The 16,455-nt window shown below is 61.1% G+C and carries 14 protein-coding genes; 7 read left to right on the top strand and 7 right to left on the bottom strand.

The annotated features are described in order from the left end of the window. Positions 1 to 92 precede the first annotated feature (92 nt). The 7 genes from AB4O23_RS11950 to AB4O23_RS11980 all read left to right on the top strand — a co-directional run bounded on the left by AB4O23_RS11950 (position 93) and on the right by AB4O23_RS11980 (position 7,912). Positions 93 to 986 carry a LysR family transcriptional regulator gene (locus AB4O23_RS11950; protein ID WP_017527550.1) on the top strand — a complete coding sequence of 298 codons (894 nt, stop codon included), beginning with the start codon at positions 93 to 95 and terminating at the stop codon, positions 984 to 986. Between the two features lie 6 nt (positions 987 to 992). Next, complete coding sequence (locus AB4O23_RS11955) at positions 993 to 1,598, top strand: tRNA-uridine aminocarboxypropyltransferase (RefSeq protein ID WP_460063310.1); 606 nt, start codon at positions 993 to 995, stop codon at positions 1,596 to 1,598. A 130-nt stretch (positions 1,599 to 1,728) separates the two neighbouring features. Next, entirely contained in the window at positions 1,729 to 2,631 is a 903-nt protein-coding gene (gene cysM, locus AB4O23_RS11960) for a cysteine synthase CysM (protein WP_003175385.1), read from the top strand. Further along, positions 2,631 to 3,983, top strand: a complete 1,353-nt coding sequence (rlmD, locus tag AB4O23_RS11965) for a 23S rRNA (uracil(1939)-C(5))-methyltransferase RlmD (protein ID WP_065878119.1) — start codon at positions 2,631 to 2,633, stop codon at positions 3,981 to 3,983. Before cysM ends, rlmD begins: the two co-directional genes overlap by 1 nt. A gap of 122 nt (positions 3,984 to 4,105) precedes the next feature. Then, positions 4,106 to 6,352: a GTP diphosphokinase gene (gene relA / locus AB4O23_RS11970; RefSeq protein ID WP_460150495.1), complete on the top strand. Its 2,247-nt coding sequence runs from the start codon at positions 4,106 to 4,108 to the stop codon at positions 6,350 to 6,352. A gap of 155 nt (positions 6,353 to 6,507) precedes the next feature. Further along, entirely contained in the window at positions 6,508 to 7,341 is an 834-nt protein-coding gene (gene mazG / locus AB4O23_RS11975) for a nucleoside triphosphate pyrophosphohydrolase (RefSeq protein ID WP_017527555.1), read from the top strand. Positions 7,342 to 7,366: 25 nt separating this feature from the next. Continuing rightward, positions 7,367 to 7,912: a DUF2058 domain-containing protein gene (locus AB4O23_RS11980; protein ID WP_017527556.1), complete on the top strand. Its 546-nt coding sequence runs from the start codon at positions 7,367 to 7,369 to the stop codon at positions 7,910 to 7,912. A 92-nt stretch (positions 7,913 to 8,004) separates the two neighbouring features. Here the strand turns inward: AB4O23_RS11980 and AB4O23_RS11985 are convergent, their stop codons facing one another. The 7 genes from AB4O23_RS11985 to purM form a co-directional block, all read right to left on the bottom strand. Further along, the gene (locus AB4O23_RS11985; protein WP_460069773.1) at positions 8,005 to 10,125 is read right to left on the bottom strand and encodes a TonB-dependent receptor; all 2,121 of its coding nucleotides are present in this window, start codon (positions 10,123 to 10,125) and stop codon (positions 8,005 to 8,007) included. A gap of 11 nt (positions 10,126 to 10,136) precedes the next feature. Further along, positions 10,137 to 11,348: an MFS transporter gene (locus AB4O23_RS11990; RefSeq protein WP_017527558.1), complete on the bottom strand. Its 1,212-nt coding sequence runs from the start codon at positions 11,346 to 11,348 to the stop codon at positions 10,137 to 10,139. After that, complete coding sequence (locus tag AB4O23_RS11995) at positions 11,338 to 13,266, bottom strand: IucA/IucC family protein (protein WP_116079394.1); 1,929 nt, start codon at positions 13,264 to 13,266, stop codon at positions 11,338 to 11,340. Before AB4O23_RS11995 ends, AB4O23_RS11990 begins: the two co-directional genes overlap by 11 nt. A 249-nt stretch (positions 13,267 to 13,515) precedes the next feature. Next, positions 13,516 to 13,704 (bottom strand): hypothetical protein, encoded by a 189-nt coding sequence (locus AB4O23_RS12000; protein WP_017527560.1) that lies wholly within the window; start codon positions 13,702 to 13,704, stop codon positions 13,516 to 13,518. Positions 13,705 to 14,011: 307 nt separating this feature from the next. Then, on the bottom strand, positions 14,012 to 14,725 hold the full coding sequence (locus AB4O23_RS12005; RefSeq protein ID WP_017527561.1) for a DUF3108 domain-containing protein: 714 nt from the start codon (positions 14,723 to 14,725) through the stop codon (positions 14,012 to 14,014). Positions 14,726 to 14,733: 8 nt separating this feature from the next. Then, positions 14,734 to 15,384: a phosphoribosylglycinamide formyltransferase gene (gene purN / locus AB4O23_RS12010; protein WP_017527562.1), complete on the bottom strand. Its 651-nt coding sequence runs from the start codon at positions 15,382 to 15,384 to the stop codon at positions 14,734 to 14,736. Further along, on the bottom strand, positions 15,384 to 16,442 hold the full coding sequence (gene purM, locus AB4O23_RS12015) for a phosphoribosylformylglycinamidine cyclo-ligase (protein WP_065878114.1): 1,059 nt from the start codon (positions 16,440 to 16,442) through the stop codon (positions 15,384 to 15,386). The genes purN and purM overlap by 1 nt, the downstream gene beginning before the upstream one ends. Between the last annotated feature and the right edge of the window lie 13 nt (positions 16,443 to 16,455).

Genomic DNA, 16,455 nt, shown 5'->3' on the forward strand with positions numbered 1-16,455 from the left:
GGGAAGAATCGGCTGGGGCAAATACTTAGTTCAGATTTTTCTAAACTAACGCCTGGGGTAAACTCGCCACAAAATGTGTTCCTGGAGCCTTCATGGCCAACGCCTTGCCCGACCTGAAACTGCTGCGCATCTTCGTCAGCGTCGTGCGGCACCAGGGGTTCGCCAATGCCCAGCACGAACTCAACCTGTCGACGTCGGCCATCAGCACTTATATGAGCCAACTGGAATCGGCACTCGGGCTGGTGCTGTGCCATCGCGGCCGGGGCGGCTTCAGCCTGACCAGCAAGGGCGAGTTGTTCCATCAGGAAACCCTGCGCCTGCTCGCTGAGCTCGAAGGCTTCGAGCAGTACGCCGCCGCGTTGAAAGGCGAGTTGCGCGGCACCCTGAAGCTTGGCGTGCTCGACTCAACCGTCAGCGACAAGGCTCTGCCGTTCGCCGAAGTGATCGGCGCCTACAGCCTGGAACACCCGGCGGTGCACCTGAATTTATCGGTGATGAGCCCTTACGAATTGCAACTGGGCGTGCAGGACAACCGTCTGGACCTGGCCATCGGCGCTTTCTCCAACCGCATGAGCGGGCTGATCTACATGCCGCTGTACCGCGAGCAGCACTGGTTGTATTGCAGCACGCGGCATCCGCTATTCAATGAGCGGCGCATTCCCGAGCCAGTGATCACTCAGCAGCGCATGGTCGGGCGCGGCTACTGGAGCCAGGCGGAGCTGGCGCGCCACGGCTTCAAGCACAGCGCCGCCACGGTGGAAAGCATGGAGGCGCAACTGATCCTGGTCCTGTCCGGTGCCTACATCGGGTACCTGCCGGAGCACTACGCCCAGGCCTGGGCGGATAAAGGCGATTTGCGCGTCCTGCTGCCTGCGACCTTCGGTTACCAGGCGCCGTTCTCAATGATCATGCGCCGTGGCCGCAGCCGCGAGCCGCTGATCCAAACGTTTCGCGATCTACTCAAAGCACAGCTCAACCAGGCCTGAAAAACCATGTCCAGACCCCAGTGTTCCCGTTGCCTCAGGCCAATCAGCCACTGCTTGTGCGCGCTGATCCCCAGCCTCGACAGTCGCACCCGCGTATTGCTGTTGCAGCACCCGAGTGAGGTCGGCCACGCGCTCAATACTGCGCGGTTGGCGGCGTTGGGTTTGAGCAATGCGCAATTGGTGGTGGGGGAGGTGTTCGATGATTTGGCGACGTTGTTGAGCCCGCCCGGTTATCAGGCTCGGCTGTTGTTTCCAGCGGACGACGCCCAGCCACTGCACGCCTATGCGCCCGGCGATCAACCGCTGCTATTGGTGGTGCCCGACGGCACCTGGCGCAAGGCGCGCAAACTGCTGCATCTGAATCCGCTGCTGGCGGCGTTGCCTCGGGTGACCTTGGCCGAGGGCGGCGTGTCGCGTTATCGACTGCGCAAGGCGCCGGGGCCGGGAGCGCTGTCGACGGTAGAAGCCATCGTGCAGGCGTTGCAGGTGCTGGAGGCGCCGCTTTCGTTCGAGCCGTTGCTCAAACCTTTCGAAGCATTGATTGAGGGGCAGATTGCGGCGATGGGAGAGGAGGTTTTCCAGAGAAATCATGGCGACGGGCATTTGGGGTAGGAGGATGCCTGCCCAGCCACTCCACTCCGCGCTTATTCCTTTAAGCCATAAGCACCACACTTTGCGTGATATGGCCTGCCGGTCTTTCCCGGTATGATGTGCGCCCCGCAGTCTGGATTGCGAATACGCCATGACCTTGCAGTACCCAACAATCGCCGATTGCGTCGGCAACACGCCCCTGGTCCGCTTGCAACGCATGGCGGGTGAAACCAGCAATACCTTGTTGCTCAAGCTCGAAGGCAACAACCCGGCCGGCTCGGTAAAAGACCGCCCAGCGCTGTCGATGATCACTCGCGCCGAGCTGCGCGGGCAGATCAAACCCGGCGACACCCTGATCGAAGCCACCTCGGGCAACACCGGGATAGCCTTGGCCATGGCTGCGGCGATCAAGGGCTACAAGATGATCCTGATCATGCCCGACAACTCCAGCGCCGAGCGCAAGGCCGCGATGACGGCCTACGGGGCCGAGCTGATTCTGGTCACTCAGGAGCAGGGCATGGAAGGCGCCCGCGACCTCGCCGAGCGCATGGCCGCCGAAGGCCGTGGCCAGGTGCTGGACCAGTTCGCCAACGGCGATAACCCCGAGGCGCACTACACCACCACCGGCCCGGAGATCTGGCGCCAGACCCAGGGCACCATTACCCATTTCGTCAGTTCCATGGGCACCACCGGCACCATCATGGGCAACTCGCGCTACCTCAAGGAGCAGAACCCGGCGATCCAGATTGTCGGCCTGCAGCCGATGGAAGGCGCGGCCATCCCGGGTATTCGCCGCTGGCCCGAAGAATATCTGCCGAAGATCTACAACGCTGCGCGGGTCGATCGCATCATCGACATGGCCCAGCGTGAGGCTGAAGACACCACTCGCCGTCTGGCTCGTGAAGAAGGTATTTTCTGCGGCGTGTCGTCCGGCGGTGCCGTGGCCGGTATGTTGCGCCTCTCCAAAGAAGTGGAAAACGCGGTGATCGTCGCGATCATCTGTGACCGAGGCGACCGTTACCTGTCGACCGGCATCTTCGACGAACCCAACTGATGGCCAAGCACGAGAGAGGCCTGCGCTTCCAACCGACGGGCGGCAGCCGGGCCCCGCAGGTTCCAGTGGGCAAGAAGCAACGCCTGACCATCGAGCGGCTGGCCAACGACGGCCGTGGCATCGTGTTCTTTGAAGGCCGCACCTGGTTCGTCAATGGCGCGCTGGCCGGCGAAGATGTCGAAGCGCGCGTGTTGGGGGCCCATGGCAAAGTGGTCGAGGCCCGCACGGAGCGGGTGTTCAAGCCCAGCGAACTGCGTCGTCCGGCGCCGTGCGCGCATGTTGGCCGCTGTGGCGGTTGCAGCGTGCAGCACTTGCCCCACCACGAACAACTCGCCCTGAAACAGCGCATGCTCGCCGAACAACTGTCCCGAGTGGCCGGTGTCGAGCCGCAAGAGTGGGCGCCACCTTTGAGTGGTCCGGAGTTTGGCTACCGACGCCGCGCCCGCGTGGCTGTGCGCTGGGATGCCAAGGCGAAAAAACTCGAGGTGGGTTTTCGCGCCGTGGCCAGCCAGGATATCGTCGCCATCGATGATTGCCCGGTGCTGGTACAGGCCTTGCAACCGATCATGCAGCGCTTGCCGAACATGCTGCGCCGCCTGAGCAAACCTCAGGCGCTGGGGCATGTGGAGCTGTTCGGCGGTTCGTCCATCGCCGTGTTGCTGCGACATATGGCGCCGCTGTCCGAAGCGGACCTGCACGTCTTGAAAGAATTTTGCAGCTTTCATGAGGCTCAATTATGGCTGCATGGCGAAGGCCGGCCGGAACCCGTCGAGCCCGATCAGGCCCTCGGTTTTCGCTTGGACGCATGGGATCTGGATCTGGCTTACCGGCCAGGAGATTTCGTGCAGGTCAATGCCGGGGTCAACGAGGCGATGGTTGCCCAGGCTCTGGAATGGCTGGCACCGCAGCCTGATGAGCGGGTTCTGGACCTGTTCTGCGGCCTGGGCAACTTTGCCTTGCCGCTGGCCAAGCAGGCGCGGGAAGTGGTGGCGGTGGAGGGTGTGCAGACCATGGTGGACCGGGCGGCACACAATGCCCTCAGCAACAATTTGCATAATGCGCAGTTTTTTCAGGCCGATTTGTCCCAGCCTTTGACTGACGCGGAATGGGCCAAACAGGGCTTTTCTGCGGTACTCTTGGACCCACCCCGCGATGGTGCCCATGAGGTTGTGCGCAAGCTCGCCACTCTGGGGGCCAAGCGCCTGGTGTATGTGTCCTGCAACCCCGCCACGCTGGCGCGGGACACAGTTGAGTTGGTCAAGCAAGGCTACCGGCTAAAACGTGCCGGGATCCTCGACATGTTTCCGCAGACAGCGCATGTCGAGGCCATGGCGTTATTTGAAGCGGGCTAGGATGCCCGTTTAATCCGACTGGCCTGCGTTCTCCAAGGCCTGTGAACTGCCACGGAGCTCGCAGTAAAAGGTCGGCGATGATTCTGGCGCATCGAAGATGCGTCATAGGGAAGGTAAGCAAGATGGTACAGGTGAGAGCACACCAGCCGATCAACACTGACGGCAGTATCAATCTCGAGGCATGGTTGGATCATGCCGTCAGTGTCGATCCGGCACTGGACCGTGAAGCCTTGAAAGCAGCCTGCGAGTTCGCTCGTGAGTCTGAACAGCAAGACAATGCGGCCAAGAACCTGTGGGCCGAGGGCACTTCCAGCTTTCGCACCGACTGCGAGATCGCCGAGATCCTCGCCGACCTCAAGCTGGACCAGGATTCGCTGATCGCCGCCGTGCTCTATCGCGGCGTGCGCGAAGGGCACATCCCGTTGGCCACCGTGGGCCAGCGTTTCGGCTCCGTGGTGGCCAAGCTGATCGACGGCGTGCTGCGCATGGCTGCCATCAGCGCCAGCCTCAGCCCGCGCCAGTCCCTGGTGTTGGGCACCCAGGGCCAGGTCGAGAACCTGCGCAAGATGCTGGTGGCGATGGTCGACGACGTACGCGTCGCGCTGATCAAGCTGGCCGAACGCACCTGCGCGATTCGTGCGGTGAAGACCGCCGACGACGAAAAGCGCAACCGCGTCGCCCGCGAAGTCTTCGACATCTACGCGCCGTTGGCGCACCGCCTGGGTATTGGCCATATCAAATGGGAGCTGGAGGATTTGTCCTTCCGCTACCTGGAGCCCGATCAATACAAGCAGATCGCCACGTTGCTGCATGAGCGGCGGCTCGACCGCGAACGCTTCATTACCGACGTGATGGGCCAACTGCGTGCCGAATTGCAGGCCACCGGCGTCGATGCCGACATCAGCGGCCGCGCCAAGCACATCTATTCCATCTGGCGCAAAATGCAGCGCAAGGGCCTGGCCTTCAGCCAGATCTACGACGTGCGTGCCGTGCGCGTGTTGGTGCCGGAAATGCGCGACTGCTACACCGCGCTGGGCATCGTGCACACCCTGTGGCGGCACATCCCCAAGGAGTTCGACGACTACATCGCCAACCCCAAGGAAAACGGCTATCGCTCGTTGCACACGGCGGTGATCGGCCCCGAGGGCAAGGTGCTCGAGGTGCAGATCCGCACCCACGCCATGCACGAAGAGGCAGAGCTGGGCGTATGCGCGCACTGGCGCTACAAGGGTACCGACGTCAAGGCCGGCTCCAATCAATACGAAGAAAAAATCTCCTGGCTGCGCCAAGTGCTCGAATGGCATGAAGAGCTGGGTGACATCGGCGGCCTGGCCGAACAGCTGCGGGTGGATATCGAGCCGGACCGGGTCTATATCTTCACCCCCGACGGCCACGCCATCGACCTGCCCAAGGGGGCCACGCCGCTGGACTTCGCCTACCGCGTACACACCGAAATCGGCCACAACTGCCGGGGCGCGAAGATCAACGGGCGCATCGTGCCGCTCAACTACAGCCTGCAGACCGGTGAGCAGGTCGAGATCATCACCAGCAAACACGGCACGCCAAGCCGCGACTGGCTGAACCCGAACCTGGGTTACATCACCACCTCGCGGGCGCGGGCCAAGATCGTGCACTGGTTCAAGCTGCAGGCGCGCGACCAGAACGTCGCCGCCGGCAAGACCTTGCTCGAACGCGAACTGGCGCGCCTGGGCCTGCCTCAGGTGGACTTCGACAAGCTGGCCGAAAAGGCCAACATGAAGATCGCCGAAGACATGTTCGCCGCCCTTGGCGCCGGCGACCTGCGCCTGGCGCAACTGGTCAACCTGGCCCAGCAACTGGTCGAGCCCGAACGCGGCAACGAACAGTTGGAACTGATCCCACGCAAAGCCACCGGCTACAAGCCCGGCAAGCGCGGCGATATCCAGATCCAGGGCGTGGGCAACCTGCTCACGCAAATCGCCGGTTGCTGCCAGCCGCTGCCGGGCGACGCCATCGTCGGTTACATCACACAGGGCCGTGGCGTGAGCATTCACCGCCAGGACTGTGCCTCGGTGCTGCAACTGGGCGGGCGCGAGCCGGAGCGGATTATCCAGGTCAGTTGGGGCCCGGTGCCGGTGCTCACCTACCCGGTAGACATCATCATCCGTGCCTACGACCGTTCCGGTTTGCTGCGTGACGTGTCGCAAGTGCTGCTCAATGAGCGGATCAACGTACTGGCGGTCAATACCCGCTCGAATAAAGAGGACAACACGGCGTTGATGTCCTTGACCATCGAGATCCCGGGGTTGGACGCGTTGGGGCGGTTGCTGGGGCGTATTTCCCAGTTGCCGAACATCATCGAGACCCGGCGCAACCGCACACCCTCATGAATAGCTGGATGAACACGGTTCCAACGTGTGGGAGGGGGTTTGCTCCCGATAGCGGTGGGTCAGTCGATATAGGTACTGACTGATCCACCCTCATCGGGAGCAAGCCCCCTCCCACAGTTGATCGGCAGTGTTCGTACTTGATCGGAAAGAGACTGATGTATTCACTGGATGACCTGCTGCACTTGATGAATCGCCTGCGGGACCCGCAATACGGGTGCCCGTGGGACATCAAGCAAACCTACGCGAGCATCGTGCCGCACACCCTGGAAGAGGCTTACGAAGTCGCCGATGCCATCGAGCGCGGTGACTTCGACCATCTGCAAGGTGAACTGGGCGACCTGCTGTTCCAGGTGGTGTATTACAGCCAGCTGGCGCGGGAAGAAGGGCGTTTCGAATTTGCCGGGGTGATCGACGGCATCACTCGCAAGCTGATCCGTCGCCACCCGCACGTGTTCCCCACGGGCGACCTGTATGCGCCGCTGGATATCCCGCAATTGAGCGAAGAGCAGGTCAAGCTGCGCTGGGAGCAGATCAAGGCCGAGGAGCGTGCACAAAAGTCTGACGCGCCGGAGCAGCTCTCCCTGCTGGATGATGTGCCTGGCGCATTGCCGTCGTTATCCCGTGCCGCCAAATTGCAAAAACGCGCCAGCCAGGTCGGCTTCGACTGGCCATCCGCCTTGCCGGTGGTGGATAACGTGCGCGAAGAGCTGGATGAAGTGCTCGAAGCCATGGCCGATAACGACTCGGCGGCCATTGCCGATGAGGTCGGTGACCTGCTGTTTGCGGCGGTCAACCTGGCCCGGCACCTGAAGGTCGACCCGGAAACCGCGCTGCGTGGCGCCAATGCCAAGTTCGAACGACGTTTCCGATTTATCGAACAGGCATTGCGCGATACCCAGCGTCCCATAGAAGATTGCACCCTTGAAGAATTGGACGCCCTCTGGGGCGAAGCCAAACGTCAGGAAAAGAACGTGTCCAGCTGCGGTTGAGCAGTTGCCTAAGTGAGTAAGCACCATGAGCCTTTCCCTTCGCGACCAGTTGCTCAAAGCAGGTCTGGTCAACCAAAAGCAGGCCAAGCAGGTCGGCAAAGAGAAACAGAAGCAGCAGCGCCTGGTTCACAAAGGTCAGGCCGAGGTTGATGACACCCAGGCGCGCCTGGCCCAGGAAGCGCAGGCCGAGAAGGTCAAGCGCGATCAGGAGCTGAACCGCCAGCAGCAGGAAAAAGCCGAGGCCAAGGCGCGCACGGCGCAGGTCAAGCAACTGATCGAGACCTCGCGCCTGCCCAAGCTGACCACCGAGGACTACTACAACTTCGTGGATGACAAGAAGGTCAAGCGCCTGTCGGTCAATACGCTGATGCGCAACAAGCTGAGCAACGGCTCACTGGCGATCGTGCACCACGGTGGCGGTTACGAGGTGATCCCCCGTGAAGCGGCGCTGAAGATCCAGGAACGGGCACCGGAGCGTATTGTGCAGCTCAATATCCTGACCGAAAGCCAGGTGCCGGATGAGGATGACCCGTATGCGGCCTACCAGATCCCGGATGATCTGATGTGGTAAGGCGCTAACCCCGTAAACGACAAACCCCGCTCAACAGGCGGGGTTTGTCGTTTCTACGCGGCGTATGGCCGACCGCGGGCTACATCAAGCAATCACCAATCCACCGCATAGCTCAGGCTGAACGTGCGCCCTTGAGCATTCGGGTAAGGCGCGCGTGCGTTGGCCTGGGCGAACATGTTCTGGTAGTTGCGGTCGCTGAGGTTGTAGATCGCCCCTTCCAGGCGCCCGACCGGCAACCGCACTGAGCCCAGCAGGTCGACCAACGTATAGCCTTTTATATCGCGACCATTGTTGTCTTTGAACGCAGCGTCATAGTCCGCCAGTTGCATGCCTTGCAGGCGCAGGCTGTAGTCATCGTGGTCATAACCGACGAAGACGGTGGTCTTGGCCGGCGAGATACGCGTGGCGGGCAGGTCGATCCATTTGCCGTTTTGCTTGGTTTCACCTTTGGCGTAAGCGTAGGTGCCGCCAACCGACCATTGCTCGGTCACGTTGTAGGTGAGGCTGGTTTCGATGCCGCGCACCCGCTCTTTCTGGTTGACCAGGCGCAGCACACGATCGTTTGCGTCGTAGAACTGGGTGACATCCGAGGTGTTCTCATAGGCCGTTACGTTGGCCAGCCACTTGTCCCAATTGCCACGCCAGCCCAACTCGTAGCTATCGACCTTGAGCGCTTGTGCGTTGAGTTTCTGAATGTCATAGGTGCTGCTGACGTCGCGCAGGAAGCGCTGGATATCCGGCAGCGAAAAGCCCTGGCTGAAGTTGGCGAACACGTCCTGGTTTTCACTCAGGTGATACACCGCGCCGAGGTTGTAGAGCGTGTCATCGTATTTAAGGGTGCCGCCGGGCAGGGTTGCACGGTTGCCGGTCTGAACGATTTCCCCGTAGGCGATGCTGTCGGCAACGTCGCTTTCGATCCACTCGCGACGCACACCGCCACGCAGGGTCCAGTCACCGATGTCGTAGGACAGCTGACCAAAAATGGCTTTGGTGGTGGTCTCGATGTCCGGGCCCAGTTCGAAGGTAGTGCCGGTCTTGGTGTAGGTCAGGCCATTGACGCGGTATTGGTCGCCGCGCTGGCGTGAGGTTTCATGGTCATAGTCCGCGCCCCACACCAGGTTGCCGGTTGCCGGGCCGATGTCTGGCATCTGGCTGTCAATCGCCGCGCGCAGCCCATACACATCTTGCACACTGTTGTTGTCGGCCACGCCGGCGCGGCCGCGCGACAGGTCCGGGAAGAACAGCGCGTCGGCGCGCCGCCAGTAGCTTTCGATCTGTAAGCCCTGACCGTAGAAATCCTTATCGGTGTAGTTGAGATTGACCGCCTGGTTGTGGGTATAAGGCTGGTCATCCAGGTCCAGGCCTTTTACCGCGACGGCATTGCTGGTGATGCGTGGGTTCTTGGTGTAGCGGGTGTCTTGTTCGTCTTTGTAGTCTTGCAGTGACAGGCTGATCTTCTTGTCGTCATCCAACTCATAGCCGAAACGACCTTGCAGGTCGTAGGTGTCGGTGTCCATGTTGCTGCCCTGGGACGTGTCCTGGGGAATGCGCTTGCCGTTGCCGTCAAACTGGTCGTTGCGTTGTACGGTGTTGGCCGATAAGTACCAGTCCACGGGGCCTTGACGGCCCGTTGCGCTCTGAAAGGCCTCGTAGGCGAAGCCCTTGTGGCTGAGGTTGTTGCCGGAGGTCATGCCGAGCTTGCTGCTGAACGCCAGGTCTTCACCTTTGTTGCGCTTGGTGATGATGTTGATGATGCCGCCCGATGCGCCTGCGCCATAGACACTGCTGGCGCCGGATATCACTTCGATACGTTCAATGCTTTCCGGCGCCACGCTGTTGAGCTGACGGAAGTTATCGCGCGTTGCGTTCTGGGACACGCCGTCGATCAGGATCAGCGTACTGCGCCCGCGCAGTGTCTGGCCGAAGTTGCTCATACCGCCGCTGGAAGGCGAAATGCCCGGTACCAACTGGCCGAGGATGTCGGCGACCCGGCGCCCCGCGCCTGCCTGCTGGCGAATCTGATTTTCGTCGATGACCTGCACGGAGCCTGGGATCGCTGCAATGCTGGTTTCACTGCGTGTGGCGGAAACCACTGTGGCCTGTAGCTGCAGGTTGGTGGGGGCTGCCTGCGTTTGCTCGGATTGATCGGCCCAGGTCGGCGCGCTGATCGATCCGAGGAGGGGCAGCAAAACCGCCCATTGCGATTTGTTCATGACCTTGCCTTTCAGTTATTAGAAGTATTGACAGAAAAACGCGATGTTTCGGGCGTTCGGGTGAACGAACGGATTGCGCGGATACCCAGGGCGGCCAGGGCATACGTGAGTGCTACCAGCCAGAAGCTATGAGCCAGACCGACTAGGCCCATGCCGATACCGCCGATCAGGACGCCGCACAGCGCGCCGGCTTTGGCGGCGCTGTTGCCCAGGCCGAGCGCGAAACCTTGTTGGCTGGGCGCCACGGTATTGGCGATGAGGGTGTACGCGACCGGCAACAAAGCGCCTTGCCACACGCCCCATATCAACCGGCTGGCGAGGAACCCCAGCCATTCGCTTGCGATCGCCGTCAAGGCCAACGTCAGGGCGCAGGACCACGTGACCCATTCGATGATGCGTAGCGTCTGCGCCGGCTGATGACGGTCGAACAGGCGCCCCCACAACGGAGCGGACACTGCCAGGGTGAGCGCACTGGCGGCATAGCTGGCACCGATCAGCCACGCCGGGGCGTGTAATACGTCGGCGACGTATAGGGCATAAAACGGTTGCGGCATCATCTTGGCGGCTTGAATCAGCACGATGATTCCCAGCATTGCGCCCAGCCAGCCCTTGGGCAGCGCGCTGGCGGGCGTGGTACGCGCCGGCCGCACGTGCTGCGTATCGCCCGGCAAGAACAGGCTGATCACCGCGCACAACAAGCAGACCGCGGTAGCGCTGTAGCACAGCAGGGCGAAGCCCGAGATATCCATCAGCCAGCCGCCCAGCACTGGCCCGGCCAGCGAGCCCACGGCGGTGGCCGATTGCAGGCGCGCCAAAATGTGGCCGCGCCCGCCATCGCCGCAGCAGGCCAGCGCATAGGCTTGGGCCGCGGCAATGAAGCCGGCCAGTGCACCTTGTGCCACTCTGATGGCCACCAGTAGCCACGGGTCGGTGGTGAAGGCAGCCAACGCCTGGCACACCGCCAGCGCCAGCAATGCCCGGATGATCATCGGCTTATGGCCGGTACGATCACCCAGGCGCCCCCACATCGGCGTGAGCAGCATCGCCGCCATCATCGGCCCGGCATATACCAGGGACGACAGCAGGCCGGTGTAGTGGGCGTCGGCAACTCCCAGCAGCTTCTGGATTTGCAGCGGCCAGAACGGCCCGCTCATTTCCATGGCCCCCATGGACACCAACTGAATCACCACCAGCAGGCGTAGCGCAGTGTGGTTAGCCTGCACGGGCGAGGCTGCTCAGCGGGTTCGGCAGGCGACCCACAATGTCGGCATGGCTTTCAAGCAAGCGCATGCGCATAAACGACTTGGCCGGCCAGTCCTGCTCCAGCAGCGCTTTGCGTTCAGTCTCCCAGCGCTGCGGTTCGACTTGGCTGCGCAAATCATCAAAACACTGGTTGACCTGCGCCGACAGTTCATCCCATAGCAACGCCTGGGGAATATCGAAGTAGCGGGCGCTGAGCAACACCAGCTCTCCCAGATGGCACATGAAGACCGTGTGCAAGAGCTTGTCACGCACGAAGCTCGCGTCGTCGTACAGGGTCATCTTGGGATCGTGCAGTTCGATGTCAAGACCTTGGGCGTGCAAGGTCTTGCGGTCGATCCGGATATCACCGAAGTCACGCAACAACAGGCGGTTCGGTTGCCCATCCGCCGCCATGACCATAAAGGCATTTTGTTGATGGGCCTCGAAAGCCACACCGTAGCGCAGGTACATACCCAGCAGCGCCGGCACCGTGATCGCGGCGTAGTCCCGAAAGAAGGCGAGCATCGCATCCGCGTCGTCAATGCCTTTGCTCAGGCGTACCCATTGCCTCAGCAGGGGTTGCCCATGCTGGTCGATGGCAAACAGGCTGCCCACGGGCACGGCCATTTCGCCGGGCGCGAGCAGGCTCAGCGGGTTGTCGCGGTAGAGCACGGCCAAGTGGCGGGAGCTTTCGTCATTGGCGGGCTGAGGCTTGAAGTGCACGCCGATGCGCTCGGGAACGATGCTGAGCATTTTCTGAATCGCAGGCTCGCGCTTCAAAATGGTCTGCAACAGATGGCTGATGCGCGGGCCCATACGGGCCGAACGGGGTGAAACAGTGCGCTGCACACTGGTCAGTCGCAGTGAAACCGGCAGTTTGACCATCGGCGCGTCGCGCCGGCCCTCGGGCAGCACGGTTCGGAAGGACATGGTGGGGTGGGCGTTGAACGCGACGATGTCGGTCAGCACCAGCAGGCGGTCGCCAATTTCGTTGGCGAACAGTTGCGGCAATTCCTGGCGTGCCTGCCAAGGGTGGGCCGGCAATGGAAGATAGTCGCTGGCCTCAAGCCCCTGGGATGCCAACTGCGCGGTCAGTTGTTGGGCGGCCTGTGGGAAGTGGTGTTGCCACCACGGCCAATAATCCGCCGTACCGGCCAATGTCTCGACATGCGCGAACTGGCGGTGCAGCGCACACAGGAGCACGGGGAAACGAGCTTCGAATTCCGGCGAAAAGTCGATGACCTGGTGCGTGCTCAAACCCAGTTTGGTTTTGTAGTTGGGATGCCACGGATGGCCCAGCGTGCCCCACTGTTCAAGCACCGAGGTAGGGTTGCTGACGCTAGGGTCGTGCTTGAGATGGCTGAGCAGGTTGTGTTGATGCGCAGGGGCCATGGCGGCGTGCAGCTTGAGTGTCCACTGCTCATGGAAGGCGAGGCACAGGGTGTCGTTGACGAAGCTGTCGTCGATCTCTGTGTTGAGCCGGGCCAGTACCTCTGAGGTGGCGGGCGATTCAAGGCAACCGTTGAGCAGCGTCAACAGCTGCGAAGGGAACTGAATTTTTTGTGCAGGCTGATCTGCGCGGCAGAGGGTGACGTGACCGCGCAGGTCCCAACTGCCCATGCGTCCGGGAACAAGGTGATCGAAACGCAGGTGGCTGTGGTCCGGGAGTGCCAGCGAGCATTGACCGCGCTCGTTGTAAGCAAGGGCGTCGCAGGCCAATAGGCCTTCACGAAACAGTGCCTGGACCAAGCGTTGAAAGCTGCGCTCGGCGGCGGGGGCCAGCGTGCAGACCAATGAGTCGAGGGAGATGCGATCGGTTTGAAACTGTGGGGTAGCAAGTGCCTGCGTCCAACGTTCCAGCAATGAAATCTCCGGCGTCCTGCAGTTTCCGTGCGTCACAATCGAATTCCTTATTCGTGGGGCTAGGTAAAACGCGTCGGGATGTTATCGAGAACCATTACCAATTGTCTATTTGTTGTTACATATATTTGTTGGAAACATTTCCCCAGGGCCGTGTTTTAGAGCAGTTGCAGCGCTCATGCGGGGGAGCAGGGGGCTTGGAAAAGCAAAAAACCCGTTCAAAGACGGGTTTTTTGGTTGCAGTGCCCAGGCTGCGTGGGGCCTGGGCATTGGCGCGATTTCAGCGTTTCAGGAGCTTTGCGGCTGACGTTGCATCTCAAGGGCTTCGAGCTCGTTTTTATAATTATGAGCGTCGCTCTCGTTATGGAACATGCCGACCAGCAGGTCTTGTTGGTGTACATCCCAGATGTGAATCCCATGGCCCAAGGCTTCGTGGGACATATGTTCGTCGTCGCGTTCAGTTACTTTTACAGTCATCTGCTTGCTCCAATCTCTGGTGGACCTGCGGCAAGTCGTCGCAGGCCTTTGTTATATGATTTGTTAGCTTGCTAAGTAAACGGCTTTGACGGTTTATGACAGAAGTTTCATGTTGTATGGCAGCTTGATAGGGCTGGGTGGGTCATGCCGCCGCTATCGGGAGCAAGCCCCTCCCACATTTAAAAGTGTTCGCAGTCCAAAACTGGGAGGGGCTCGCTCCCGATGGCGGTAGAAGCTTCAACACAAAATATCCAGGCGAAAAAAAGCCCCGCATTCAGCGAGGCTCCGGTTCAGCTCATCTGCGCAATCAGCTGCCTTTGACGGCCTTACCGTCAACGGTACCGTCCTGCAGCATGATGTTGTATTCCTTGCCGTCGGTTTCCACCTGACGCAATGCAACCAGAATGCCGCCCTGGTCCTTGGCAAACCACATCTGGGTGATGCGCTTGCTTTGCGTCGGGTCGCGCACGCGCTCGACCTTGATCGCATCAATGGAACCGACCTTGGTCTGGACCTTTTCCGGGCCGATCACACGGAAGTCGTAGGTGTCGACGTCGGTGCCTTCCACCACGTTGTAGCTCATGCTCTTTTTGCCGGCCGCCACATCGCGCTGCAGCGCCAGTTGGTAGGTCGACTTGTCGAGCATGCCGCTTTGCAGGGGCACGTTGACCGGGTCTTTGTTTTCAAAGCCGGTGACTTTCTTAGCGGTCTGGTCGAAGTCCAGGTTGATCTTCTTGGCCTTGCCCAGGCCGCCGCGCTCGAAGCTGTAGCTCTTGGGTTGCAGGGCGTCCTTGTCAAACTGGATGACGCTGGTTTCGGTCAGGCTGGCGATCATCATCGAGGCCTTGAAATTCAAGGTCCACGTACCGTCGCCATTCTTGGTCAGGCTGCGTTCAGCCGAACCACTCATGGGCAGCTGTTTCCAGTCGGCGGTGTAGCTGGCGGAGAAAGGGTGAAGGTCTGCCGCTTGCACGGCAGGCAAGGCAAACAGAGCGAAAGCGAAGAGCAAGGCGCGACGCATAAAATCTCCTAGGTTCGAATCAAGTGGCCGCTGGCCGCGAGTAGCTGACCGTCCAATAATGCACCCTGGTCACCAAGAATCAATCGCCCCTCGGCAAACCAGCGTACCGCCAGCGGGTAAATCCTGTGTTCCTGGGTATGGACCCGTTGCGCAAGCGTCTGCGCCGAGTCGTCAGACTCTACCGGAACCACTGCCTGTACGACCAGAGGCCCGCCATCGAGTTCCTCGGTGACAAAATGCACGCTGCAGCCATGTTCGCTGTCACCGGCATCGAGTGCGCGCTGGTGGGTGTGCATGCCTTTGTATTTGGGCAGCAGGGAAGGGTGGATATTGAGCAGGCGCCCTTCATAGTGCCGAACGAAATCAGCGCTGAGGATGCGCATGAAACCGGCCAGTACCACGAGTTTTGGATTGAAGGCGTCGATCAGTTCGATCAAGGCGGCATCGAAGGCCTCGCGGCCTTCGAAAGCCTTGTGATCCAGCGAGCGGGTTTCGATACCCGCGTCTCTGGCGCGTTGCAGGCCATAGGCGTCGCTGCGGTTGGAGATCACCGCAGCGATGCGCACCGGGCTGTCGCCGGTGCGCGTGCTGTCGATCAGGGCCTGCAAGTTACTGCCGGTGCCGGAAAGCAGCACCACGACATCACAGGTCTGAGACATTAATGAGCCTTGAGGTTCTTCAGTTCAACCTGAGCCGCGCCTTCGGCAGCGGTGGCGATCTGGCCGATGACCCAAGGCTGCTCGCCGGCTTCACGCAATACGTTCAACGCGGTTTCGACGTGCTCCTGGGCCACGCAGATCACCATGCCCACGCCGCAGTTCAGCACGCGGTGCATTTCGGTTTCGTTGACGTTGCCTTTTTCCTGCAGCCAGTCGAAGACCGCAGGACGCTGCCAGCTGGCTACGTCGACAATCGCCTGGGCGCCTTTTGGCAGCACGCGCGGGATGTTGTCCAGCAGGCCGCCTCCAGTGATGTGGGCCATGGCCTTGACCGCGCCGGTGTCCTTGATCAGCTTGAGCAGTGGCTTGACGTAGATGCGGGTCGGGGCCATCAGCAGGTCGGTCAGCGGCTTGCCGTCGAGCTGGATATTCTCGATGTCGGCACCGGACACTTCGATGATCTTGCGGATCAGCGAGTAACCGTTGGAGTGCGGACCGGACGATGGCAGGGCGAGCAGGGCGTCGCCGGCCGTCACTTTGGAGCCGTCGATGATTTCGGCTTTCTCTACCACGCCGACGCAGAAGCCAGCCAGGTCGTAGTCTTCGCCTTCGTACATGCCGGGCATTTCGGCGGTTTCGCCACCGACCAGCGAGCAACCCGACAGTTCGCAACCCGCGCCAATGCCGGTCACTACCTGGGTAGCGGTCTCGACGTTGAGCTTGCCGGTGGCGTAATAGTCAAGGAAGAACAACGGCTCGGCGCCGCACACCACCAGGTCGTTGACGCACATGGCCACCAGGTCGATGCCGATGCTGTCGTGCTTGTTCAGGTTCAGTGCCAGGCGCAGCTTGGTGCCCACGCCGTCGGTGCCGGACACCAATACAGGCTGTTTGTAGCCGGCCGGGATTTCGCAGAGGGCGCCAAAACCGCCCAGGCCGCCCATGACTTCGGGGCGCGCAGTGCGCTTGGCGACGCTCTTGATGCGTTCGACCAATGCTTCACCGGCGTCGATGTCTACACCGGCGTCCTTGTAGCTCAGGGAGGGTTGCTTGCTCATGATCCAGGCCTTT

The sequence above is a fragment of the Pseudomonas sp. H2_A10 genome (assembly GCF_054680085.1).